Raw genomic sequence first — 21,604 nt, 5'->3', positions numbered from 1 at the left:
CTCGACACGTCCCAGATGTCGTGATGGGCTCTCACCCCTAGACACGCACCGGCACCGGTTTCGCGGGGACGGCGTCGGCGGCGAGATCCCGGAAGATCCCGTTGCCGGGGCCGGTGCGGGACAGGGCATCGGCGGCGAGGATGACGGCGGCGCCGGTCCAGGTGGTGCGTTCCACCGGCCAGCGTTTCCCGTCCGCGTACACCAGCCCCGTCCAATAGGAGCCATCGGTTTCCCGCAGGTGCTGCATACTGGCCAGCAGCCGGTGGGCGCGGTCGTGGTCGCCGAGGGCGTCCAGCGACAGCACCAGTTCGCAGGTTTCGGCACCGGTTACCCACGGCCGGTCGGCGACGCAGCGGATCCCGATATTGCCGACCACGAACGTGTCCCAGCGTTCGGCGATACGGGCGTATCCCTCGGCGCCGCGCAGGGCGCCGCCGAGGACCGGGTAGTACCAGTCCATCGAATACCGGTCCTTGGCCGTGAACACCTCCGGATGCTCGCGCAGCGCCACCCCGAGCCGGATGCGGGCGCGTTCCCAGTCGGGGCGCCGCTCCCCGAGCCGTTCGGCCAGTTTCAGCGCGCAGCCGAGGCTGTGGTACATGCTGGACGAACCGGTCACCAGGGCTTCGTCGATGATGTCGTCGCCGTCGCGCAGCCAGAAGATCTGGCCCTGTTCGCCCTGGCTTTCGACCACCAGGTCGATGGCGGCCGCCACCACCGGCCACATGTCGACGGCGAACACGGTGTCACCGGTGACCGCGAGATGATGCCAGACGCCGGTGGCGATATAGGCGCAGAAGTTGACGTCGGTGGCGGCGTTCTCGATCTCGCCGTCGCGGAACTGCATCGGCCACGATCCGTCGGGACGCTGGGTACGCGCCGACCAGGTGTAGGCGGCGACGGCCTCGTCCCACAGCCCGGCCACGGTCAGCGCCATGGCCGATTCGACGTGGTCCCACGGGTCGGTGTGGCCGCCGGGAAACCACGGGATCGCCCCCGAGGGCTCCTGGGCGGCGGCAATGGATTCGGCGGTGTGCAGACACTGGCGGCGGGTGAGGACGGTCGGGACCGACGGCAACTCACACGCCGGCACGGTCCACCGCCGGTTTCGCGAAGTACAGGGCGACGCTCTTGCCGAGCAACGGGTCCAGCGCCTTTTCCAGGGCCCGGGTGAGCAGTGGGCGGCTCATCATGTCCCACACCAGCATCCGGTGGTAGGCGCGGACCAAGGGGTGGTCCTCGTTGTTCACGCCGACCGCGCATTTGATCCACCAGTACGGCGAGTGCAGGGCGTGCACGTGGGTGCGGTGGACGAACCGCATCCCGCGGCCGGTGATCTTGTCCCGTAGTTCGTCGGCCTTGTAGATGCGGATGTGGCCGCCCTCGTTGGCGTGGTATTCGTCCGACAGCGCCCAGCACACCCGTTCGGGAAACCGGCGCGGCACCGTCACCACCAATTGCCCGCCGGGTTTGAGCACGCGCACCAGTTCGGCGATGGCGGTGTCGTCGGCGGGTACGTGTTCGAGGATTTCCGAGGCGATGACGACATCGAATTCGTTGTCGTCGTACGGCAGGGCGAGCGCGTCGCCGCGGACCGCGACGGCCATCCCGCTCGCGGGCACCTCCCCGGCCTCTGCCATGGCCCGGAACATGGTCTCCACATCGGCGAGGTCGGCGGTGTTCTGGTCGAACGCGACGACGTCGGCGCCGCGCCGATAGGCCTCGAACGCGTGCCGACCGGCCCCGCACCCTACGTCGATCACCCGTATGCCGGGTCGGATCCCGATACGGTCGAAGTCGACGGTCAGCACTGTGCGCCTCCTGCGGTAGCGAGTTCCTCGGGGGCCGGACGCTCGGGGCGCCGACCGGCGTACCGGGCGATGGCACGCTGATACACCTGTACGGTCTGGGCGGCCACCGATCCCCAGCCGAACACCGAGACCGCGCGGTCTCGGCAGGCGGCCTGCATCCGCTGCCGGATCTGCGGGGAGTCGAGCAGCCGCCCGATCACTCGAGCGAGTTCGGCGGGATCACCGGGTTCGGTCAGTTCCGCGCACACTCCCGGGTCGCCCACCACTTCCGGCAGTGCACCGGTGCGGCTGACCACCAGGGGGGTTCCGGACGCCATGGCCTCCACCGCGGGCAGCGAGAACCCCTCGTACAGGGAGGGGATACACGCGATCTCCGCGGAGGCGAGCACCTCGGCCAGTTGGGTGTCGGTCAGCCCGGAGCGGACGGTGACGATATCGGACAGGCCGAGTTCGGCGATCAGTTTCCCGGTGGGCCCGTTGGGTTCCAGTTTCGCCACCAGGTGCAGTTCCACGGCGTGGGTGACCCGCAGCGTGGTCAGCGCCCGCAGCAGATGCGCGATGCCCTTGAGGGGTTTGTCGGCGCTGGCGACGGCGACGATCCGGCCGGGCACCCGGGGTCCGCGGGGAGCGAACAGGTCGGTGTCCACGCCCAGCGGCACCACGTTCAGCCGATCGGGATGGACACCGAAATCCTCGGCGATATCGGCGGCCGACGACGACGACACCGTCAACAGGTCGGAGATCTGCCGGGCGACCCGCTGCTGCATCCCGAGGAAGCCGTACCAACGGTGCACCAGGGGTTTGCGGCGCCAGGTCGCGGCCGCCAGGTCGACCTCGCGGTCCTTGGTGATGGGATGGTGCACGGTGGCGACCAGGGGGAACCGTTGGGCGATATCGAGCAGCCCGCTGCCGAGGCACTGGTTGTCGTGGACCACGTCGAAATCGTCCACGCGGTCGCGCAGCAGTCGCGCCGCCCGCAGGCTGAAGGTGCGCGGTTCGGGGAAGCCGGCGGTCCACATCGTGGCCAGTTCCAAGAGGTCGATATGGTCCCGTATCTCATCGGGGCGAGGGGTGCGGAAAGGGTCGTCCTCCCGGTACAGGTCCAGGCTGGGCACCTCGGTGAGCGTCACCCGAGGGTCGAGATCGATGGGGTAGGGCTGGCCGGAGAACACCTCCACCTCGTGACCGAGTTCGGCCAGTCCGGCGCTGAGCCGACGCACATAAACCCCCTGCCCACCGCAGTGCGGCTTGCTGCGGTAGGACAACAAGGCAATGCGCACGGCTAGCTGTCCTCGCCCGTCGCAGCGATCGATTTCATGTCCCGCAGTTTGCCGGCCAGCCGTTCCAGATAGGCACACACCTCCGGTTCGGTCTTGTCCGGCAGCCCGTACAGCACGTCGGTGACCCCGCCGGCTGCCCATTCGGCGAGGCGGTCGGCGTCGGGCTTGAAGTCGAGGGCGACCACGCGCGGCGCACCGTCGCGTCCGGCGTCGTTCCAGACCTTGGTCAGCAGCGCCAGCCGGTCGGTGATATCGGTTTCGCCGGGGGTGGTGATCCAGCCGTCGGCGTGGGCGGCGATCCAGCCGAAGGTGCGTTCGGTGCCGGCGGCGCCGATGAGGACGGGGACGGTGCGCTCGACCGGTTTCGGCCAGGCCCAGCTGGGGCCGAAATCGACGTAGGTGCCCGTGTAGGAGGCCTCGTCCTCGCTCCACAGCGCGCGCATGGCCTCGAGGTATTCACGCAGCACGGTGCGGCGTTTGTTGGCGGGCACCTTGTGGTCGGCGAGTTCGTCGGTGTTCCAGCCGAAACCGGCGCCGAGGACGACGCGACCGCCGGAGAGGTGGTCGAGGGTGGCAATGGTCTTGGCGAGGGTGATGGGGTCGTGTTCGACGGGCAGCGCGACGGCGGTGGCGAGTTCGATGCGTTCGGTGACGGCGGCGGCGGTGGCGAGTGCGACCCACGGGTCGAGGGTGCGCATATAGCGGTCGTCGGGCAGGGTGGCGTCGCCGGTCTGTGGGTGTGCGGCCTCGCGCCTGACCGGGATGTGGGTGTGTTCGGGGACGTAGAACGAGTGGAAACCGGTGTCCTCGGCGGCCCGGGCAGCGGCGGCGGGGGTGATTCCGCGGTCGCTGGTGAACAGTACGATGCCGAAGCGCATACGTGTGCCTTGTCTATGGTCGGATCGGCGGGTCGCCGTGGCGGTCCCAGCCGATGACGGTGGTGGGCGCGGTCTCAGTGGCCCTTCTCGGTGGCCTTCGCGGTTTTTTTGCGGTGCCGGTCCAGTTGGGTGCCGATCACCTGGTCGAGGGTGGTGCCCGCGGGCCAGCCGACGTAGTGGCAGAGGAACAGGGCGATCTCGCGCAGTTGGTCCTCGTTCAGTTCCCCGTTGTGCAGGGCCGAGCCGATCTGGAGGCCGGCGACGTCGAACAGTCCCTGGGCGGTGAGCGCACCGAGCAGCAGCAGTCTCCGGTCGCGGTTGGTGAGTGCGGGACGGGACCAGATATCGGCGAACAGGTGGTCGGCGGTGACGGCGAAATGGTCGCCGGGGCCGTCCCGGAATTCCCAGCCGTACACTTCCGACATCTTGGCCAGCCCGCGCTCGCGCACGGTGGGCTGCGGCGTGGGGTCGTCGCTCATCGGGGCTCCTTGTCTGGAGGACTCTGCCGTCCGGAGTATCTGGACAGGTGTACGGAATATAGGTCGGCCGCCCGACGACACGCAAGAACATGTTCTCGTTCCGGGCCTGTCGCGGCGGCGGGGGCGATAGCGTGGGACGGACCGGCCCGGCCGCCGCTTTCCGGACTCGACCGGGAAAAATCGCTGAATCGTTGTCGGACGCGAGGGGCGGTGGTAGCGTCCAGACACGTGTCCAGCTATGTGTCTCTTCATGGGTGGCATCGGCGCATCACAGGGAGAACTCGTTATCGGAGAAACACGAATCGACCCGCTGTCCCACAACCGGGCCACCACCGCGACCGCCCGCCCGAACCCGGCCCGGCAACTCACCGCCGTGGTCCACGCTCCGTCCGACACCCGCAGCCCGGGCCGAACCCCGCCGTTCGGGTTCGCGTCACAGCCGTCGCATCACCTGATCCCACCCACTGCGAGTATCGGGAGCCCACCATGAAAATCGTGGCCGATCTGGATCTGTGCCAGGGACACGCCGTCTGCGCGGCCGAGGCACCGACCGTGTTCTCCGTGCCGAAACGCGGCCAGGTGGAGATCCTCGACCAGAATCCGGGCGAGGACGTGAAAACCGACGTCGCCAACGCCGTCCGCTACTGCCCGACCCAGGCATTGATGCTCGTCGCCGAAGACGCAACCCACTGACCCGTTTCCGCCGACAGGCATCCATTTTCCGAAAGGGACACAACACCGATGACAGGTTTCGCCCGCGCCGAACTCGACGAGATGGTGCGCCGCTGGGTGGCGGAGAACGAACGCTGCGAACAGGCCGGCGACTGGAAACCCCTCGCCGAGATGTACACCGAGGACGCCACCTACGGCTGGAACTACGGCCCCACCGAGGAATTCATGGCCGTCGGGCGCGACGAGATCCGTGACCTGGCACTGGGTCAGGAAATGGAGGGTCTGGAAGGCTGGGTGTACCCCTACCAACAGTTCGTCATCGACGAGCACAGCGGTGATGTGATCGGCTTCTGGAAGCAGATCTACCAGACCACGGTCCGCCCCGACGGCAGTGAGTACACCGTGAACGGAATCGGCGGCAGCTGGTTCCGATACGGCGGCAACTACCAGTGGTCCTGGCAGCGGGACTTCTTCGACTACGGCAACGTTTCGGCACTGTTCATGGAGATGATCACGAACAACGCCATGTCCGAGGGGATGAACAAACGGATCGCCAAGGCGACCTCCGGCCGCCTGCCCGGCTGGTACAAGATCGGCACCGCCCCGGCCTCCCTGTGGTGATCTCGGTGACCGTACCCCTCAGCCGGTTCCACGCCCTGAGCCGCCAGGACCTGGCCGCACTGGCTCCCGAACTGCTGCTGTGCGGGCAGCTGATCGACCGCTCCGGGATGGCGCACTGTATCTCCGCGTTCGGTCGGGAGGGAATGACGCAGGTGGCGATCGAGGAATGGCAGTTGTCCAGCCCGGTCTACACCCGCCGTATGCAGCGGGCCCTGAACTATGTCGGCGACGATGTCGTCACCATCTTCAAGGGCCTGCAACTGGATATCGGCGCGCCACCGCAGTTCATGGACTTCCGATTCCGAGTCGACGACCCGCATCACGGCGAGTTCTGGCTCGACCACTGCGGCGCGCTCGCCGATGTCGAGCCGATGGGCCTGAACTACGTGAAGTCCATGTGCCACGATATCGAAGACCCCACCTTCGATGCCACCGCCCTGGCTACCAACCCACACGCCCAGGTGCGGCCCATCCACCGTCCGCCGCGCGAGCCCGCCGACCGCACACCGGTATGCGCGTGGACGGTGATCATCGACGAATCGCATATGCCGCCGCCGGTTCCGCGCAACGCGGAGCTGGTCGCCCAATCGGTGGCGGCACGGCTGCCGCTGGCCGAGATCGACCGCGACGAGGCAGGCGCCGCCGACTACAGCGGTCCCCTCCTCAGCGATCCGCGCTTCCCCGATTTCTCACATTCCGCACTGGTGCGGATCGCGGAGGAGGTGTGCCTGCAGCAACACCTGCTCACCCTCGGATTCATGATCGCCGTGCACGAACGCGCCGATACCGATACCGCGCTCGATATCGGGCGTAAACAGTTCACCGGTATCGCGGGGATCGCCTCCGAGCGGATCCATCGCTGCCTGGGCCTCGGCGACGACGTCGACGCGCTGGCGCGGGTGCTGCGGGTGCATCCGGCACTGAACCCCCGCCACTACACCGGTGTGGAGGTCGAGTCCGACACCGATGTGGTGCGGGTTCGGTTCCCGCACACCGGTGGCGCGCTCACCGACCGCACCTGGCCGTCGATGATCGACCCCGAACATCTCGGTCCCCTGGACGCCATGGTGCGCGGTGTCGACGCCCGTTACCACAGCCGGGTCGCCGACCACGAGGCCGACGGCTGGACGGCCGAGATCACGCGCGCCGACGAACCGTTCGCCGAGGCTCCCGAAGTGCAGATCACCCGGTTCAGCACCGGCGCCGATTTCACATTCACCGACCGCGGGATACCGCTGCCTCTCACCGTTCTCTGACCCCGCATCACCCGGGAACCCGGCACACACAGCAGGATAGCCATGGCCAATAATTTCGCCGACCTGTTCGAACACTCCGTCGACGCCATGCCCCACCGGGTGGCGATCATCCAGGACGGGCAGCGAATCACCTACCACGAGCTGGAGGACCGCGCCAACCGGCTCGCCCACCACCTCGCCTCTACAGGGGTCGGGTGCGGCACCCACGTCGGGTTCCAGATGCACAACAGCATCGAAACCGTGCAGACGTTCATCGCCTGCTTCAAACTGGCCGCCGTACCGGTCAACATCAACTACCGGTACGGCCCGGAAGAACTGGCCTACCTGTACGACAACGCCGATCTCGAACACCTCGTCTACCACGCCTGTTACGGGGAGGCCGTACGCGCCGGGCAGCAGCGCTCGCCACGCCTGAAGTACCTGCTGTGCGCGGCCGACGACCTCGCCCCCGCAGACCCGGGCGTGGCCTGCCTCGCCGAGGTGACCGCCACCGCGGACGGGGCCCGACCCGAGGTGCAGCACACCCCCGACGACCTGTTCATCATGTACACCGGCGGCACCACCGGGATGCCGAAGGCGTTATGTGGCGGCAGGAGGACATGTGGCGGGTCCTCGGCGGCGGAATCGACTTCTACAGCAACGAACCCGTCGCCGACGAATACCAGCAGTCCCGCACCGGAGCCGCGGCCGACCCCACCACCTGGATGATCCTGCCGCCGCTGAGGCACCTGGCGGCGATGATGCCGAGTTTCGTGGCGCTGTGGTCCGGTAACGCCGTCATCTACCTGCCACGGTTCGACGCCGATACGGTGTGGCGGACCGTCGCTTCGGAACGCCCCGGCGTCCTGGTCATCACCGGCGACGCCATGGCCCGCCCGCTCATCGACTCCTATCGCGCCCACCCGGTCGACACGACCGGGCTGTTCATGATCGCCTCCGGCGCCGCGCTGCTCACCCAGCCGACGAAGAACGATCTGCTGGGCCTCATCCCGAACCTGTTCGTCTCCGACTCCATCGGCTCGTCCGAAACCGGTTTCGGCGGTATCGGTTTCGCCCGGAAGGACGACGATCCGGCCCGAAAACCGCGAGTGTCGATCGGACGCGGCGCGATCGTCGTCGACGACGAGGGCCGTCCGGTCCAACCCGGCTCCGAGGGTTGGCTCGCCAAAACCGGTTCCGTCCCGATCGGCTACTACAAGGACCCGGCCAGAACCGAGAAACTGTTCAAAACCGTCGACGGCGGCCGGATCGTCCTCACCGACGACCGGGCCATCCTCGAAGACGACGGCACCATCAGCCTCATCGGCCGTGGCAATATGGTCATCAACACCGGCGGGGAGAAAGTGTTCGCCGAAGAGGTGGAGGGGGTGGTGAAATCCCATCCCGCCGTCTACGACGCCACCGTGATCGGTGTCGACCACGAACGCTGGGGCCGGCAGGTCGCCGCCGTGGTCAGTCTCACCGATACCGCCGCCGGACTGGATCCGGCCGATCTGCAGGCCCATGTGCGCCGGTACCTCGCAGGATACAAGGTGCCGCGCAAGGTGTGGATCGCCGACGCGATCACCCGCTCTCCCAGCGGTAAACCCGACTACACGTGGGCCGCGAAATACGCCGCCGCCCGCGAACCCGACCACGGAACGGACTGACCGGATGCGGGTTATCCAATGGGCCACCGGCGGAGTGGGGCGCGCCGCGCCGGCCGCCGTCCTCGACCACCCGGAACTGGAACCGGTCGGAGCGTGGGTGCATTCGCCGGACAGGACGGCGCCCACATCGGGGAACTGGCCGGGCGCGGCCCGGCCGGGGTCCGTGCCACCACCGAGGTCGACACCCTGTTCGACACCGACGCCGACTGTGTCGTCTACTCCCCGCTGATGGCCGATACCGCAGCGGTGAACGCGAACGCTACGACGCGCTGTGCCGCGCCACGGGAGTCACCCTGCACGGCACCGGTATCCACACGGCGTTGTGCAGCCCTTTGGCATGAGCAATCATTTTCTCTCGCAGAGTATCCGAGCAGATGATCTCCACTCGCTTCTCCGCCGGCCAGACGCCCTCGACGAGTCGTTTCAGATCAGCGGGCGTGCCGCCACGCTCGCGAACGTCCAGCTCGCCCTGCGGTTGCTGCGCGGCCTCGAAGTAGTCCATGATCGCCGACTTCAGCTCCTCTCGGTGAGCGAGGCGGCTCTCCGCCGCGAACCTGAGCCTGGCCGCACGCGCCGAACTTCGTTGCACTATCAGCGTTGCCGACGCACCGAACCCGGCCCCGAACAGAGGCAGCAGGCCCGAAACAACGGTTGACGCAATCCCTGACGACATGACCTAATTCTGCTGTCCGATCGCGGATTCCGTCCGCCCTGCCGGGCGCGGCGGCGATAACATGGGGTCCGCTGCGGTGAGCCGGCCCGCACGCAGGTTCGGCAGGATCCGGATTCAGAGAATATTGGTTCGTATTTCCGGGTTGCAGCGTATGCCCGGGTACAGGACTACCGTGGCGGCATGACGATTTCCTCTGGTGCCGAGGGTTGGGTGCCGGATGCGTGCACCCTGCCGACCGTAGAACAGCCGATCCGGATCGCCGAGTTCGACCGGTTCTTCGCCGACGCCGTACACATCACGTACCGGCCCGGCTCGAGCTCGTCCTGGACCCGGCCGCCGAGCCGGTCGCACGGGATCTGGCCGCGCGGGAGTCGAACTGCTGCTCGTTCTTCACCTTCGACTTCGACACCACCCAGACCGGCTCGGTTGACGGACGTCAAGGCTCCTGCTGCCGCGCGGCCCGGCCCCGGATCCCGCCGAGCACGGCGTCGAGCAATCGCCGGAACCCGACCGTCGCGCGGCCGGCCGTGTCGTCACCGCTCGACGCCATGAGCGGTGCCGAGTTTCTCCCGCACGACCTCGGCGACCTCGTGGGGGCGTTCGTCGAGGTAGAAATGCCGTCCGGGAAAGAACCGGACGTCGAAGGAGCCGCTCGTGTGCTCACGCCACGCCTCGATCTGCGCCGGTGTGGTCGTCGGGTCCTCGCGACCGAGCAGGGCGACGATATTGCAGACGAGCGTGCCGGTGCCGCGGTAGCGATAGGTTTCCACGGCCCGGTAGTCGTTGCGCACCGCGGGCAGCACCATCGCCGCGAGGTCGGGTTCGGTGCGCAGGATGCGCACGGAACCGGGATCGTTCGCGAGGCGTTCCAGTTCGGCGATCAGGTCGATATCGGGGCCGCGGTGCAGAGTGGCGTGTTCGGCGAAGGACGGGTCGGGACGTCCGGAGACGAACAGGGTGGTCACGACGCCGCCGCGCTGTTCGATGCGACGCGCGGTCTCGAACGCGACGGTGGCGCCCATGCTGTGTCCGAACAGCGCCACCGGTCCCGCGGCGAGCAGCGGGCTCATGGCCCGGGTGATGTGATCGGCGAGGTCGGTGAGCGAGGGGACGACCGGGTCGCCGAGCCTGTCCTGGCGGCCGGGGTACTGCACCGCGTACACGCCGGCGGGCGCGAGGTGCTCGGCGAGGGCCCGGTAGTTCGATGCCGAACCGCCGCCGGCAGGGAAGCAGACCAAGGGACGTGGGGTGTCAGGGCCGGTGTGGAGTCGGCGCAGCCAGGTGGTGAATTCGTCGGTGTGCACGATGTGATCTTTCCTCGGTACGGGTTCAGATGCGGTGTAGTAATGCCCCATTGGTCGTGGCCGAGTTCGAGTACCGACACGCTCACCACGGCGAGTAGGACGATCCGGATGAAGCCGGTGCCTCGGTGCAGCGCCATCCGGGCGTCGAGCAGCGCGCCCGCGATATCGCACACCCCCATCGGGGCGCCGAGCAAGGGTGCCCCCAGTTGTGGGGAAATTTCCAACGGATATCGTTTACCGGCAAGAATGCTGATTCCGCGGGCGGATCTGCCGGATTCGGCCCTCGAGGTGATGTCGGGTATCCGGGGTTCGTCGAGGCGTGCGCCCATGTCACCGGTACCGACGCCTGTGTCACCGACCTTGGAGTGTCGGTGCTCTGCCTGTAGACAAGGGACGGGGTCCAGCGCCGGTGGTTTCGTCGGGTGCCGGTGCTCCGACCCGGATCGGCTGCGGCACGGGACCAAGCACCACATCCGCCCACACCATGGCCTCCGCCGATACGGGACCGGTCTACACCCAAGCGAGCGTGCCGCCGGCGCAGCTGCGGGACGGTGGGCCGGTCGCCGGCCTGGACGTGATGGTGGTGTTTGGGGATGTCGCGGGATTCACACATCGACGCCGTCGGTGTGATTCTACGTCGACCTGCGGGCGCAAGGCACCCGACGATTCCGGCAGCTCCAGCGAGATCGTCTTCGGCGCTCCTGCATCTGTTGGGCCGTAACCACAGGCTGCAGTCATGGAAACCAGCTGTCGGTGCTCGGCTGTAAACGCATTCGACGAAAAAACCACCTCGAATCGGTCATTCGATAAAGTCGCGACTCCTCACGGCGAAACAACCGTCGGCGGCACCCGCGCACCCGGCGACAGCCCGGGCGGCTCCGGTTCCGGTGGTGGTCCACACGACACCGGAACACCCGGAGGGAAAGGACATCCCGGAGACTTCGTGGTCACCCTGCCGAGCGGACACAGGTTGCAGTGCCGTGTCGAAGGCCCGGAAGACGGGATACCGGTATTCCAACTCCATGGCTCGCCGGGCAGTCGTAAGGTTCGCCGTCGTCGGCCGATCCGGCGGGACTCCCCACGCGGCGGCAGTGGCAGCCGGTCTACCCGACCGGGTCACCAGCCTCGCGCTGCTCGTTCCTGTCGCGCCTCCTGCTCTGATGAAAGGGGACTATTTCACGGGCATGACTCAGAGACCCGACCATAGAGCCGACCGGCTTTTAGCAGTCAATGCACTGCATCTAGAGCGACTCGCGAACTTCAGGATAAATCCCACCGACCCGATGAATATCATCGGAATTCCAAAGAGTGAACTCAACGTCACCGATTTGAGAATCGTGGAAAAAACTCGGAACATCTCTGCAAAATGTACGACGAAGGCTTGAGGCAAGGCACTGTAGGCTGGACCGACGAGATAGACAGGCAGCTGGCGCCCTGGGGATTCGACTTCAACGACATCGAGTGTCCGACTATGGTTTGGACTGCGGGCGGGGACGGATTCACTCCCGCCGCGCATGCCGAAACAATCGCCGCACAGCTATCACCGGAAAGCTCTCGCTTGTATATGGTTCCCGGAAACGAGGTGGGTCATTTCGGCGCGATGGAGATCAAGCCCAGTGTGTACGCGTGGCCGGCCGGAAGAGAGGATTTGGTACGCTTCCCGGTCAACCCGCCTCCCGGCCACCCGCCCGGGGCGCCCATCCTCACCACACTCGAGCAGTGGACGTCCCTCGCCGAGCCGCCCCCGGCTCCGTAGCGTTGTGTCACCTCCACCGAGGAGATCGAGGAGTGTGGCCGTGGTGGCGTTCTCCGGCCCCCATGTTGTCAGCGGGGACTACCGGCGCCGCGGCCGGTGACGGTGTCACCTGTTCGGCGCCGCGGCGACCCGCTCCAGAACGCGCAGCGAGGAGGTGGCCGACATTTCCCGGAACTCGCCGCTGTCGAGGGCTTTCCGGTAGATGCCGTAGGGGGCCTGTCCACCGTCGCGGGGGTCGGGGAACACATCGTGGATGGCGAGCCCGCCGCCGACCACCACCCATGTGGCCCAGCCGTCGTAGTCGCGGCGGGCGGCTTCCTCGGTATGGCCGCCGTCGATGAACAGGAACTCGATGGGGGTGCGCCATGCCCGGGCGACCTGGACCGAGGCGCCCACGACGGCGATCACGGTGTCTCCGAGGCCGGCGTCGTCGATGGTGCGTCGGAACCGGGGCAGGGTGTCGAAGCGGCCGGTTTCCGGGTCGACGAGGGTGGTGTCGTGGTATTCCCATCCGGGCTGGTGTTCTTCGGAGCCGTGATGGTGGTCGACGGTGAACACCAGTCCGTTGCGGGCGCGGGCGGCCGCGCCGAGCAGTATGGCCGATTTTCCGCAGTAGGTGCCGATTTCGGTGATGACTCCACCGCGGCAATATTGCTTCGCCGCCTCGTAGAGGGCACGTCCTTCGTCTTCGGGCATGAATCCGGTGGTCCGGCGGGCGTGATCGAACAACTGCTCCTCGGTGAGCGGCGTAGTGGCGTCGAGGGAGGTCATGGGGGCGGACTCTCTGTCTGGGAACACGGACAACGACGGTGACCGACATTACTCGGCCCCGCCTACCGTGCGGAAAGTTGATCCGACACTTGCGCGGCACTTGTATCCAGACAAGTGTCCGAAGGTGATTCCAGTATTCTCGAGGCGACACGTCGTCGCTTGACCGGAAAGCAGGCCGACACCGTCGACAAGCTCACCATAGCGGCGATGGAGGTACTCTCCCGCGAAGGATTCGCCGGACTCACCATCCGCTGAAACAGTCCGCGCTGCCGGTACTGAAAGAGCACGCCCGGCCGTCACTGCCGGTCGATACCCGACGCCTGTCGCCCCGACCGCCGGGTCACGGCATGCGCACACTGTTCGATGAGCCGCTCGGCGGCCGGCCCGACGCCACCGAGACCATGCCGATACCACCGGTGACCCAACCACCGGTCGCGGTCGGGAACGAGCGTGGCCGCCATGGCGTCACCGGAGCCCGGCGGACCCGGATCCAGGTGCGTGCGAGTAGATGAGCCGCGTGTACTCGGCGAGCAGCCGATCCAGCGACACCTGCGCGCCGTCGGCACCGATCTGCTGGTAGCCGACCAGCATCGCCATACCGAGGGAGGTGACCACGGCGGCCGTATCGTCGTCGCCCACGACACCCCGGATCGCCTTGTGCACGGTGCGGCGGCGGGATTCGTCGACCCGCTTCAGCGCCACTGCCACCGCTTCGTCGTTGGCCGCCCACGCCCGGATGGCGGCCTCGGCGGCATGGTGCAGGCCGAGAGTGAGATCGGCGAGGGCGCCGATCGCCTCATCCGGTGTGCAGCGGTCGAATTCGTGGCCGCGCAGGATCAACACCTGCCGGTTCTCCCAATGCTTCAACAACGCGTCGACGAAACTCTGCCAGTTGCCGAAATGATGATAGAAGGAGCCGCTGGTGACACCGAGCTGCCGACACAGCACCCCGATATTGATGTTGCGGAAACCTATTTCGGCCAATACCGACAGGCCGGTGTCGAAATACTGCTCCTTGGTGACCATTCGGGACATACAGCGCCGTTCTGTCGGGATGCGGGACGAGTGGCCGGAACAGTACCCCGCCGGTGCCGGCGGCGGAGTCGAGAGTAGCGAATATCACCATGGCGGGCACCGCTGAGCGGCGAACGGTCCGAAATATTCGGTGCCGGAAGAGAACAACGGTGCGACACGCCACGACAGCCGGGACGGCACCATGGCGTGTCGTCGCGTCAGAGCGGGAATGTCAACCGGGCCGGATCGATGTAGTCGCCCGGATCGTGCAGGGACCGCACCTGCGGGCGGTGCGCGGCGGGAATCCGCGCCACTTCCTCGTGCAGCACCCGATCGTAGGCCGCCGCGGGCGCGGTGAGACCGGGCAGCCAGTTGTCGTGGTGGGCGGGGACGAAGATACGCGGCCGGAGCGCCTCGATATAGACGCGGGGATCGCGCAGGCCGTTGGTGATCTGGTTGTATCCCTGGATGGCGCCGATCTGGACATCGACGGGCCCGAGCCCGGAGAGCACGGCCGGAACCTGGGGCGCCTTCTCGGTGACCGGTCCCGTCGAATCGTGCCACACCAGCGTGAAACCCGGCACCCGCAATCGATAGAGCAGGCATCCGCCCTCCGCGTCTGCCAGTCGGGGCAGCACTTCCCGCAGATCCGCAAGTGTCGGCGGATGCTCGACGACCGCGCACAGGTCCGGGACCGGGAAGAACGGCGCCGAGCCGGTGGACGGGTTCGGCGGCACCGGCGCGGAATGGATATGCCGCACCGCGGTCACTTTCACATCGCCGACGGTGAATTCGTGCGTATGCCCGGGCGGGGTCGCCGCGTCGCCGAGCTCGACCGAGCGGAGAGGGGATCCGGGTACCTGCGCACGGACGGTCGCGCAGTGATCCGCGGTCCCGTACACAACGGTGCCGCTCGCGACCGCGATCCGGCCCGCGTCACCGGCATGATCGAAATGGCCGTGCCCGAGGAGAATCGCGGCCGGTTTCAGGTCCGCCAATTCCTGCGCCTCGGCGGGTACGTAGCCGGAGCTGGTGAGCCGGGGAACCCAGGCGTCGAGCAGGAGAACGGTGCCGCCGAGGGCGAGCGCGTACGTGGTGCAACCGACCCACGACAACACCACCCGATCCGAGCGCACTGCCCCGGTGGTGGGGTCGACGGCGTCGGCGCCGAAGAACCGCTGCCGGGCCGTGATCATCCGCCGCTCGTCGACCTCGGCCAAGGCCGCCGACGCCCCCAGCAGCCTGTCCACGAGCACACCCAACACACCGCGCCTGCTCATGCCATGCCACATCGCATTACACACGGCCGTACCGAAGCACATCGGGGAGTCGGAGACAACAGCACCGGCCGCCCGAGATTCGCGCAGCGGTCGTGGGATGCGTCAGACCCGGTTCGAGGACGAGGTGCTGATAGATCGTGGCGGGTGAAAGGTCACCGGTGTCAAAGAGCGCCGATATCGACGAATACGAGGAAACCGCGCCCTCGGCGTGGTCCGTCGCACTCCATGCGCCCACTCGCCGGGAAGGCAAATGTCTTCGTTCGACGGACCGCCGGCGTCACCGCAACCGGATACCGAGCAGGGCGTCGGCGGCGTCCGTGATCAGGGCGGGAGCCTCGGCATCGGGTCCGCCGTAGCCGAGTGCCTCGTCGGCCCAGTTGTCGAGCGCGGCGAGAGCCTTGGGGGTGTCGAGATCGTCGGCGAGGTGGTGCCGCAGCCGGGCCACGGTGTCGTCGGCCGAACCCGCGGACGGCAATGCGACGGCGCGGCGCCACCGGTCCAGTCGGGCTCGGGCGGTGTCGAGGACGACGTCGGTCCACATGCGGTCGGCGCGGTAGTGCTCGGCGAGCAGTCCGAGCCGGATGGCGGCAGGGTCCACGCCGGCGCGGCGCAGCTGCGACACCTTCACCAGGTTCCCGCGTGATTTCGACATCTTCTCCCCGTCCAGGCCGATCATGCCCGTGTGTACATAGTGTCGGGCGAAACGGCGACCCGCGACGATCGCTTCGGCGTGGGCGGCGGAGTATTCGTGGTGCGGGTAGACGAGGTCGCTGCCGCCGCCCTGGATATCTATGGCGGTGCCGAGGCGGTTCATGGCGATGGCCGCGCATTCGATATGCCAGCCGGGGCGGCCCGCGCCGAACGGGGCCGGCCAGGACGGTTCATCGGGGCGCGCGGCCCGCCACAGCAGCGCGTCCAACGGGTCGCGTTTCCTCGGCCGCTCCGGGTCGCCGCCGCGTTCGGCGAACAACCGTTCCATGGTGGGGCGGTCGTAACCGGATTCGTACCCGAACTGTTCGGTGGCGTCGGTGCGGAAATAGATATCCGGATATTCGGGGTCGTCGACGGTGTAGGCGGCACCGGAGGCGAGCAGTTTGCGCACCAGTTCCACCACTTCGTCCACGGATTCGATGGCGCCGACGTAGTCGCGGGGCGGCAGGATCTGCAGCGCGGCCATATCGTCGCGGAACAGTGCGATCTCGCCGGTGCCGAGCTCACGCCAGCCGACGCCGTCGCGGGCGGCGCGTTCGAACAGCGGATCGTCCACATCGGTGACGTTCTGGACGTAGTGCACCTCGTGGCCGCTATCGCGCAGCACCCGGTACACCAGGTCGAATGTCAGATAGGTGGCGGCGTGGCCGAGGTGGGTGGCGTCGTAGGGGGTGATCCCGCACACGTACATGGTGGCCGTCGCTCCCGGCGCGACGGGACGGACCTGTTTGTCGGCGGTGTCGTACAACCGCAACGGGGGCCCTGTTCCGGGGACCGTGGGGATCGGGATGTCGGACCAGGACTGCATGCCTTCGAGGGTAGAGGGCAGGTCACGGTGTCCGGTTTCCGGCCCGCCACTGCGGCGGTCCCGACTCCCCGAGGGGGAGTGGGGACCTGCGCGGATCCGCGGCAGGCCGGGTGTCAACGGTTTCGGTCCGGCAGAATCGACACTCCGGCGGGCGGGCCGTCAGAACGCCGGCCAGGGAATCGGGCGCACGGTGTTCGGGAACGGCATCACCGGCTTGTCGAGCAGTCGTTTCGCGCGGCGCAGCAGGGCGTCGATCTCCCGGTCGGTGATGTGTTCGGCGAGCCGATCGGCCGGTTCGCCGGGCAGGGTATCGGTGAACGCGGTGATATCGGCGATCAGATCCGGTGGGATCGGCTCCCCGGCCCACCCCCACAGCACGGTGCGCAGTTTGTGTTCGTGGTGCAGGCAGATACCGTGGTCTACACCGTAGACGCCGCCGTCCACGCCCTCCAGGGCGTGTCCGCCCTTGCGGTCGGCATTGTTGAGCAGCACGTCCAGCACAGCCATCCGCCGCAGCCGGGGATCGTCGGCGTGCACCAACGACACCTCGTCACCGGCGCCGTCCACGGCACGCAACACCTCCCGGAATCCGTCCGGCACCGCGTCGGGCGGACACAGGTCCACCAGATCCGGCCGGCCCCCGCGCGGTTCGACGGTGCTGATCCAGCGCTGCACCATCCCGGGACCGAGCGGACCGTCGCGCAGAATCGTCTCCGGAATCACCGACCAGCCCAACGCCTCGGAGATCAGGTAGGACGCGACCTCCCGACCGGCCAGGGTGCCGTGCGGGAAATCCCACAGCGGCTGCTCTCCGCGGACCGGTTTGTACACCACCCGCAGCGGCGTGGCCTCGGCGCCGACCGGCACCGGAAGGTCACAGACCAGGGTGAGATTGCTGGCCGTCCCGACCCGGCCGAGTACCGTCAGTTCACCGGCGCGCAACGCATCCCCGGCCGCCGCCACCGATCATTCCTCCAGATCGGTGGCGCCGAACAGTTCACCACGCTTGTAGCCGTTGGTGCGGACACACATATGCCCCTTCGCCGACAGCGGTTCCCCGCACAGCGGGCACGGCGGCCGACCCGCCGCGATCACCCGCGAGGAGCGCAACGCGAACTCCCGCGCCTGCACCGGGGTGAGGAACACCCGCACGGCGTCCGGGCCTTCCTCGGTGTCGTCGAGCACCACCGATTCGTCGACCTCGGTGTCGGTGATCGCCAACAGTTCCACCACCACCGCGCCCGCGTCGGCGTCCCAACCCAGGCCCATGGTGCCGACCCGGAACTCGGCGTCGATCGGGGTGAGTAGCGGCGCGTTGTCGCTGACCTGTTCGGCCTGCGGCGGCACCTGGGCGCCGAATCGGCGCGCCACCTCGTCCAACAGCAGACCCATCCGGTCGGCGAGCACCTTGACCTGTTGTTTCTCCAACAGCACGGTCACCACTCGGGGCTCTTCCACCGCCTGCAGATAGAACGCGCGATCGCCCGGCTCACCGACGGTTCCGGCGACGAAACGTTCGGGGGTGCGGAATACATGGATTGCTCGTGACACATGCACCTCCTGATACGTGACCTGTTCGGCGGCGGAACGTCCGCGCCGGCGGGGCGCACCCCGAGCCCGATGCCGGTCCGTCCGACGTCGCCGACCGCCGGCGTCCGCCGCCGACCACTCGTAACGCAGTATTCCCGGTATGGGGCAGTCTCATTATCCGTCTTTCCTTCCCGCCCCGATCTCCCCGCCGGGCACCGGGCCCGCCGAGCCGTCCCCGGCCGGTTCCGGCGGCGCCAACGCCGACAGGTCCGCGCCCGTATCGTTCATCCGCGCCACATACGGTGCGGTCGGGGTGTAGCGGACGACGCTGAGCGAGGCGGGTTCGACCACGATCCGCTGGAAACCGTCCAGGTGGATACCGAGCGCATCGGCCAGCACCGCCTTGATGACGTCACCGTGTGTGCACGCCACCCACAGCCGGTCACCGTCATGTAACTCGGCCAACGCCCGATCGTGTTCCCGGATCGCGGCCACCGCCCGCGCCTGCACCTGCGCCAACCCTTCCCCACCCGGGAACACCGCCCCCGACGCGTGCCGCTGCACCACCTTCCACAGCGGTTCGTTCACCAGCTCTGCCAGCGGACGGCCGGTCCAGTCCCCGTAGTCGACCTCGGCGAGCCGGTCGTCGACCACCGGTTCCGTCCCGAGGTCCGCCGCCAACGGTGACACCGTGCGCAGGCAGCGCAGCAGCGGGGACGACACGATTCGGGTGACCGGCAGCCCCGCCAACCGGGCCGCCACCGCCCGCGCCTGTTCCCTGCCGTGATCGGTGAGGTCCACTCCTTGGCTGCGGCCGGCCAGGGTGCGGGCGGTGTTCGACGTGGACAGGCCGTGGCGCAGCAGGATGACCGTCATGGCGCCAGCGTAGCGATCATGTGGCGCTGATGACTCCGCCGGCGAGCAGCCCGATCACCACGAACCCCAACACGATGCGGTAGCCGACGAACCAGTACAGCGAATGCTGGGCCACGAACCGCAGCAGCCACGCCACCGACGCGTACCCGACGACGAACGACAGCACCGTGGCGACCAGCAGTTGCGGACCGGACGCGTTCAATCCCGCCCCCGCCGGTTCGAAGGCGTCCGGCAGACTGAACAACCCGGACGCGGTGACCGCGGGAATCGCCAGCAGGAACGAGAAACGCACCGCCGCCTCCCTGGTCAGACCGCAGAACAGGCCCGCCGAGGAGGTCGCCCCCGACCGGGACACCCCCGGAATCAACGCCAGGCACTGCGCCACACCCATGATCAGGCCGTCACGGCTGGTCAGTTGCTCGAGCGGACGCTGTTTGGGCCCGAAACGTTCCGCGGCGGCGATCACCACCGCGAAAACGATCAGCACGATCGCCACCAACCACAGATTCCGCGCCCCGGTGCGGATCTGGTCCTTGAACAACAGGCCCAATACCCCGATCGGTATTGTGGCGATGATCACATACCAGCCGATGCGGTAGTCGAGTTCCCGACCGGCATCCGAATCGGGGCCGTCCGGGGACCAGGAATCCCCGGTGACGACGGGCAATTTGGTGGTGACCCGGTCGGTGATCGGTACCGGCTCGCGAAAACGGGTCAGCACCTCGTGATACACCGTGGCACACCACACGCGGACGATCCGGGCGATGTCCTTGGCAAAGAACACCAGGACCGCGGCCTCGGTGCCCAACTGGGTGACCGCGGTGAACGACGCGCCCGCGTCCGCACCGAAGAACAGCTCCGACACGATCCGCAGATGACCCGATGAGGACACCGGCAGGAATTCCGTGAGCCCCTGCACCAATCCGAGTACCAGCGCCTGCACCCAGGTCATCGACTCGCCTACCACACATCCTCCTGACTGGACACCGAAAGCCCGCCTTCGCCGTGGATTCCGGCGCCGGAAACCGGACAGCGGCGGTCACACCGCGAATATCGCAGCGACAGTACCGTGCCGCCACCGCCCCGACAGCCCCGGGCGCGGCCCGCATCGACCGGTCCCGTCACGCGCGGACACGACGCGCGCGGTACGCGACGCGTCGGCGCCGGCCCCGCCACGTTCTAGGCTGGTCGCCGTGATGAATGGGTGGACCGAGCCGAACACGGGGACACGGTGATGGAACAGCGAACCGTCGGCCGCAGCGGACTACGGGTATCGCGAATCGGGTTGGCCACCCACACCTGGGGCGGCCGCACCGACGCCGAATCCGCGGCCGAACAGTTGGTGGCATTCGCCGAAGCCGGCGGAACCCTGGTCGACACCTCCCCCGCCTACTGCGGCGGCGCCGCCCAACGAATCCTCGCCGACCTCCTCGGCGACCTCGTCTCCCGCGACGAACTCGTCCTGTCCGGCAACGCCGGTCTGGTCCCGCATCTTCCCCTGGTCCCGCGCAACAGCGAACCACCCGGCCCGGAACATGCGCGGCCGATCGTGGACACCTCCCGACGCATGCTGCTGCAACAACTGGACCGCACCCTGCTGGAACTGGGCACCGACCATCTGGACATCTGGCAGATCGCCGCCTGGGACCCGCACACCCCCGTCGACGAGATCGCCGCCACCCTCGACCACGCGGTCCGCACCGGACGCACCCGCTACGCCGGTGTGCGCGGATACAACGCCTGGCAGATGGCCGGCCTCGCCGCCATCGCCCCCCTCACCACCGTGCACACCCCGTATTCGCTGCTGGTGCGCGGCGCCGAGGACGATGTCGTACCCGCCGCCGCCCACCACGGAGTCGGCGTGATCGCCACCGCACCGTTGGCCGGTGGAATCCTCACCGGCAAATACCGCGACGGTGTCCCCGCCGACTCCCTCGGCGCCGACGCCACCGCCGCCGACATCCACGGCCGCCTCGACGACGACCGCGCCACCCGGGTGGTCGACGCGCTCGTCACCGCCGCCGACGGCTTGGCCACCTCCCCCCTGGCCGTCGCCCTCGCCTGGGTGCGGGACCGGCCCGGCGTGGCGAGCATGTTCGTCGGCGCCCGCGATATGGGGCAGCTGACCGGGATCCTCGCCGCCGAAACCCTGGAACTGCCGCGCGCCATCGCCGCCGCCCTCGACGATGTGAGCTCCACCCTATGACCCGCCCGCCGGAACCTTCGCCGGCCATT

20 protein-coding genes and 2 pseudogenes are annotated in these 21,604 nt (G+C 67.9%); 7 read left to right on the top strand and 15 right to left on the bottom strand.

What is annotated here, in order from left to right; genetic code table 11:
* Positions 1–37: 37 nt before the first annotated feature.
* The 5 genes from ON20_RS13270 to ON20_RS13250 all read right to left on the bottom strand — a co-directional run bounded on the left by ON20_RS13270 (position 38) and on the right by ON20_RS13250 (position 4,448).
* Positions 38–1,093, bottom strand: a complete 1,056-nt coding sequence (locus ON20_RS13270) for a glucosidase family protein (RefSeq protein WP_040835664.1) — start codon at positions 1,091–1,093, stop codon at positions 38–40.
* Positions 1,080–1,811: a class I SAM-dependent methyltransferase gene (locus ON20_RS13265; protein WP_040835662.1), complete on the bottom strand. Its 732-nt coding sequence runs from the start codon at positions 1,809–1,811 to the stop codon at positions 1,080–1,082. The genes ON20_RS13270 and ON20_RS13265 overlap by 14 nt, the downstream gene beginning before the upstream one ends.
* The gene (locus tag ON20_RS13260; protein WP_051162379.1) at positions 1,805–3,091 is read right to left on the bottom strand and encodes a glycosyltransferase family 4 protein; all 1,287 of its coding nucleotides are present in this window, start codon (positions 3,089–3,091) and stop codon (positions 1,805–1,807) included. The genes ON20_RS13265 and ON20_RS13260 overlap by 7 nt, the downstream gene beginning before the upstream one ends.
* Before the next feature lie 2 nt (positions 3,092–3,093).
* Positions 3,094–3,969, bottom strand: a complete 876-nt coding sequence (locus ON20_RS13255; RefSeq protein WP_040835660.1) for an LLM class F420-dependent oxidoreductase — start codon at positions 3,967–3,969, stop codon at positions 3,094–3,096.
* A 74-nt stretch (positions 3,970–4,043) separates the two neighbouring features.
* A complete protein-coding gene (locus ON20_RS13250) occupies positions 4,044–4,448 on the bottom strand; it encodes a carboxymuconolactone decarboxylase family protein (protein WP_040835658.1) in 405 nt (134 codons plus the stop codon).
* Between ON20_RS13250 and ON20_RS39875 the strand changes: the two genes are divergently transcribed.
* The 4 genes and pseudogenes from ON20_RS39875 (at position 4,347) to ON20_RS13225 (ending at position 8,646) form a co-directional block, all read left to right on the top strand.
* Complete coding sequence (locus ON20_RS39875) at positions 4,347–5,141, top strand: ferredoxin (protein WP_281032866.1); 795 nt, start codon at positions 4,347–4,349, stop codon at positions 5,139–5,141. The two genes, ON20_RS13250 and ON20_RS39875, sit on opposite strands and share 102 nt — an antisense overlap.
* A 48-nt stretch (positions 5,142–5,189) precedes the next feature.
* The gene (locus tag ON20_RS13235) at positions 5,190–5,741 is read left to right on the top strand and encodes a nuclear transport factor 2 family protein (protein ID WP_040835652.1); all 552 of its coding nucleotides are present in this window, start codon (positions 5,190–5,192) and stop codon (positions 5,739–5,741) included.
* A 5-nt stretch (positions 5,742–5,746) separates the two neighbouring features.
* On the top strand, positions 5,747–6,997 hold the full coding sequence (locus ON20_RS13230) for a hypothetical protein (protein ID WP_040835693.1): 1,251 nt from the start codon (positions 5,747–5,749) through the stop codon (positions 6,995–6,997).
* Between the two features lie 42 nt (positions 6,998–7,039).
* Positions 7,040–8,646 (top strand): annotated as a pseudogene (locus ON20_RS13225) (acyl-CoA synthetase).
* A gap of 259 nt (positions 8,647–8,905) precedes the next feature.
* Here ON20_RS13225 and ON20_RS36370 read toward each other — a convergent pair.
* A complete protein-coding gene (locus ON20_RS36370; protein WP_157228829.1) occupies positions 8,906–9,148 on the bottom strand; it encodes a hypothetical protein in 243 nt (80 codons plus the stop codon).
* Between the two features lie 704 nt (positions 9,149–9,852).
* Positions 9,853–10,623 carry a thioesterase II family protein gene (locus ON20_RS13210; RefSeq protein WP_245547212.1) on the bottom strand — a complete coding sequence of 257 codons (771 nt, stop codon included), beginning with the start codon at positions 10,621–10,623 and terminating at the stop codon, positions 9,853–9,855.
* Between the two features lie 980 nt (positions 10,624–11,603).
* Between ON20_RS13210 and ON20_RS37930 the strand changes: the two genes are divergently transcribed.
* Positions 11,604–12,008, top strand: a complete 405-nt coding sequence (locus tag ON20_RS37930) for an alpha/beta hydrolase family protein (protein ID WP_218002510.1) — start codon at positions 11,604–11,606, stop codon at positions 12,006–12,008.
* Between the two features lie 476 nt (positions 12,009–12,484).
* Here the strand turns inward: ON20_RS37930 and ON20_RS13195 are convergent, their stop codons facing one another.
* Positions 12,485–13,150, bottom strand: a complete 666-nt coding sequence (locus ON20_RS13195; protein WP_040835642.1) for a class I SAM-dependent methyltransferase — start codon at positions 13,148–13,150, stop codon at positions 12,485–12,487.
* Positions 13,151–13,264: 114 nt separating this feature from the next.
* On the opposite strand from ON20_RS13195, the pseudogene ON20_RS34425 reads away from it, so the two are divergent.
* Positions 13,265–13,402, top strand: a pseudogene (locus ON20_RS34425) (TetR/AcrR family transcriptional regulator); the annotation flags it as partial.
* A 213-nt stretch (positions 13,403–13,615) separates the two neighbouring features.
* Here ON20_RS34425 and ON20_RS13190 read toward each other — a convergent pair.
* The 7 genes from ON20_RS13190 to ON20_RS13160 all read right to left on the bottom strand — a co-directional run bounded on the left by ON20_RS13190 (position 13,616) and on the right by ON20_RS13160 (position 20,321).
* Positions 13,616–14,185, bottom strand: coding sequence for a TetR/AcrR family transcriptional regulator (locus ON20_RS13190; RefSeq protein WP_040835641.1), 570 nt, complete (start codon positions 14,183–14,185; stop codon positions 13,616–13,618).
* Positions 14,186–14,382: 197 nt separating this feature from the next.
* Positions 14,383–15,444, bottom strand: a complete 1,062-nt coding sequence (locus ON20_RS13185) for an MBL fold metallo-hydrolase (protein WP_040835640.1) — start codon at positions 15,442–15,444, stop codon at positions 14,383–14,385.
* 277 nt (positions 15,445–15,721) lie between these two features.
* Positions 15,722–16,963 (bottom strand): cysteine--1-D-myo-inosityl 2-amino-2-deoxy-alpha-D-glucopyranoside ligase, encoded by a 1,242-nt coding sequence (mshC, locus tag ON20_RS13180; RefSeq protein ID WP_040835639.1) that lies wholly within the window; start codon positions 16,961–16,963, stop codon positions 15,722–15,724.
* A gap of 159 nt (positions 16,964–17,122) precedes the next feature.
* Entirely contained in the window at positions 17,123–17,926 is an 804-nt protein-coding gene (locus tag ON20_RS13175) for an SCO1664 family protein (protein ID WP_040835638.1), read from the bottom strand.
* A 3-nt stretch (positions 17,927–17,929) separates the two neighbouring features.
* Complete coding sequence (locus tag ON20_RS13170) at positions 17,930–18,514, bottom strand: DUF3090 domain-containing protein (protein WP_040835691.1); 585 nt, start codon at positions 18,512–18,514, stop codon at positions 17,930–17,932.
* 153 nt (positions 18,515–18,667) lie between these two features.
* Positions 18,668–19,369 (bottom strand): histidine phosphatase family protein, encoded by a 702-nt coding sequence (locus ON20_RS13165; protein WP_040835637.1) that lies wholly within the window; start codon positions 19,367–19,369, stop codon positions 18,668–18,670.
* A gap of 16 nt (positions 19,370–19,385) precedes the next feature.
* Positions 19,386–20,321 carry an undecaprenyl-diphosphate phosphatase gene (locus ON20_RS13160; RefSeq protein WP_040835635.1) on the bottom strand — a complete coding sequence of 312 codons (936 nt, stop codon included), beginning with the start codon at positions 20,319–20,321 and terminating at the stop codon, positions 19,386–19,388.
* A gap of 282 nt (positions 20,322–20,603) precedes the next feature.
* Here ON20_RS13160 and ON20_RS13155 point away from each other — a divergent pair, with 282 nt between their 5' ends.
* Complete coding sequence (locus ON20_RS13155) at positions 20,604–21,575, top strand: aldo/keto reductase (RefSeq protein ID WP_040835634.1); 972 nt, start codon at positions 20,604–20,606, stop codon at positions 21,573–21,575.
* Positions 21,576–21,604: the final 29 nt, after the last annotated feature.

The sequence above is a fragment of the Nocardia brevicatena NBRC 12119 genome, from assembly GCF_000308495.1.
GTDB classification, from domain to species: domain Bacteria; phylum Actinomycetota; class Actinomycetes; order Mycobacteriales; family Mycobacteriaceae; genus Nocardia; species Nocardia brevicatena.
The sequence above is the reverse complement of the archived record's forward strand: the minus strand, read 5'-3'. Positions and strand labels throughout refer to the sequence as shown.

Coding starts and splice junctions, on each gene's coding strand:
- ON20_RS13255 (WP_040835660.1), bottom strand. CDS start 3,969: ATGCGCTTCGGCATCGTACTGTTCACCAGCGACCGCGGAATCACCCCC.
- ON20_RS39875 (WP_281032866.1), top strand. CDS start 4,347: ATGGTCGCCGGGGCCGTCCCGGAATTCCCAGCCGTACACTTCCGACAT.
- ON20_RS13250 (WP_040835658.1), bottom strand. CDS start 4,448: ATGAGCGACGACCCCACGCCGCAGCCCACCGTGCGCGAGCGCGGGCTG.
- ON20_RS13235 (WP_040835652.1), top strand. CDS start 5,190: ATGACAGGTTTCGCCCGCGCCGAACTCGACGAGATGGTGCGCCGCTGG.
- ON20_RS36370 (WP_157228829.1), bottom strand. CDS start 9,148: ATGGACTACTTCGAGGCCGCGCAGCAACCGCAGGGCGAGCTGGACGTT.
- ON20_RS13195 (WP_040835642.1), bottom strand. CDS start 13,150: ATGACCTCCCTCGACGCCACTACGCCGCTCACCGAGGAGCAGTTGTTC.
- ON20_RS13190 (WP_040835641.1), bottom strand. CDS start 14,185: ATGTCCCGAATGGTCACCAAGGAGCAGTATTTCGACACCGGCCTGTCG.
- ON20_RS13185 (WP_040835640.1), bottom strand. CDS start 15,444: ATGAGCAGGCGCGGTGTGTTGGGTGTGCTCGTGGACAGGCTGCTGGGG.
- mshC (WP_040835639.1), bottom strand. CDS start 16,963: ATGCAGTCCTGGTCCGACATCCCGATCCCCACGGTCCCCGGAACAGGG.
- ON20_RS13165 (WP_040835637.1), bottom strand. CDS start 19,369: ATGACGGTCATCCTGCTGCGCCACGGCCTGTCCACGTCGAACACCGCC.
- ON20_RS13160 (WP_040835635.1), bottom strand. CDS start 20,321: ATGACCTGGGTGCAGGCGCTGGTACTCGGATTGGTGCAGGGGCTCACG.
- ON20_RS13155 (WP_040835634.1), top strand. CDS start 20,604: ATGGAACAGCGAACCGTCGGCCGCAGCGGACTACGGGTATCGCGAATC.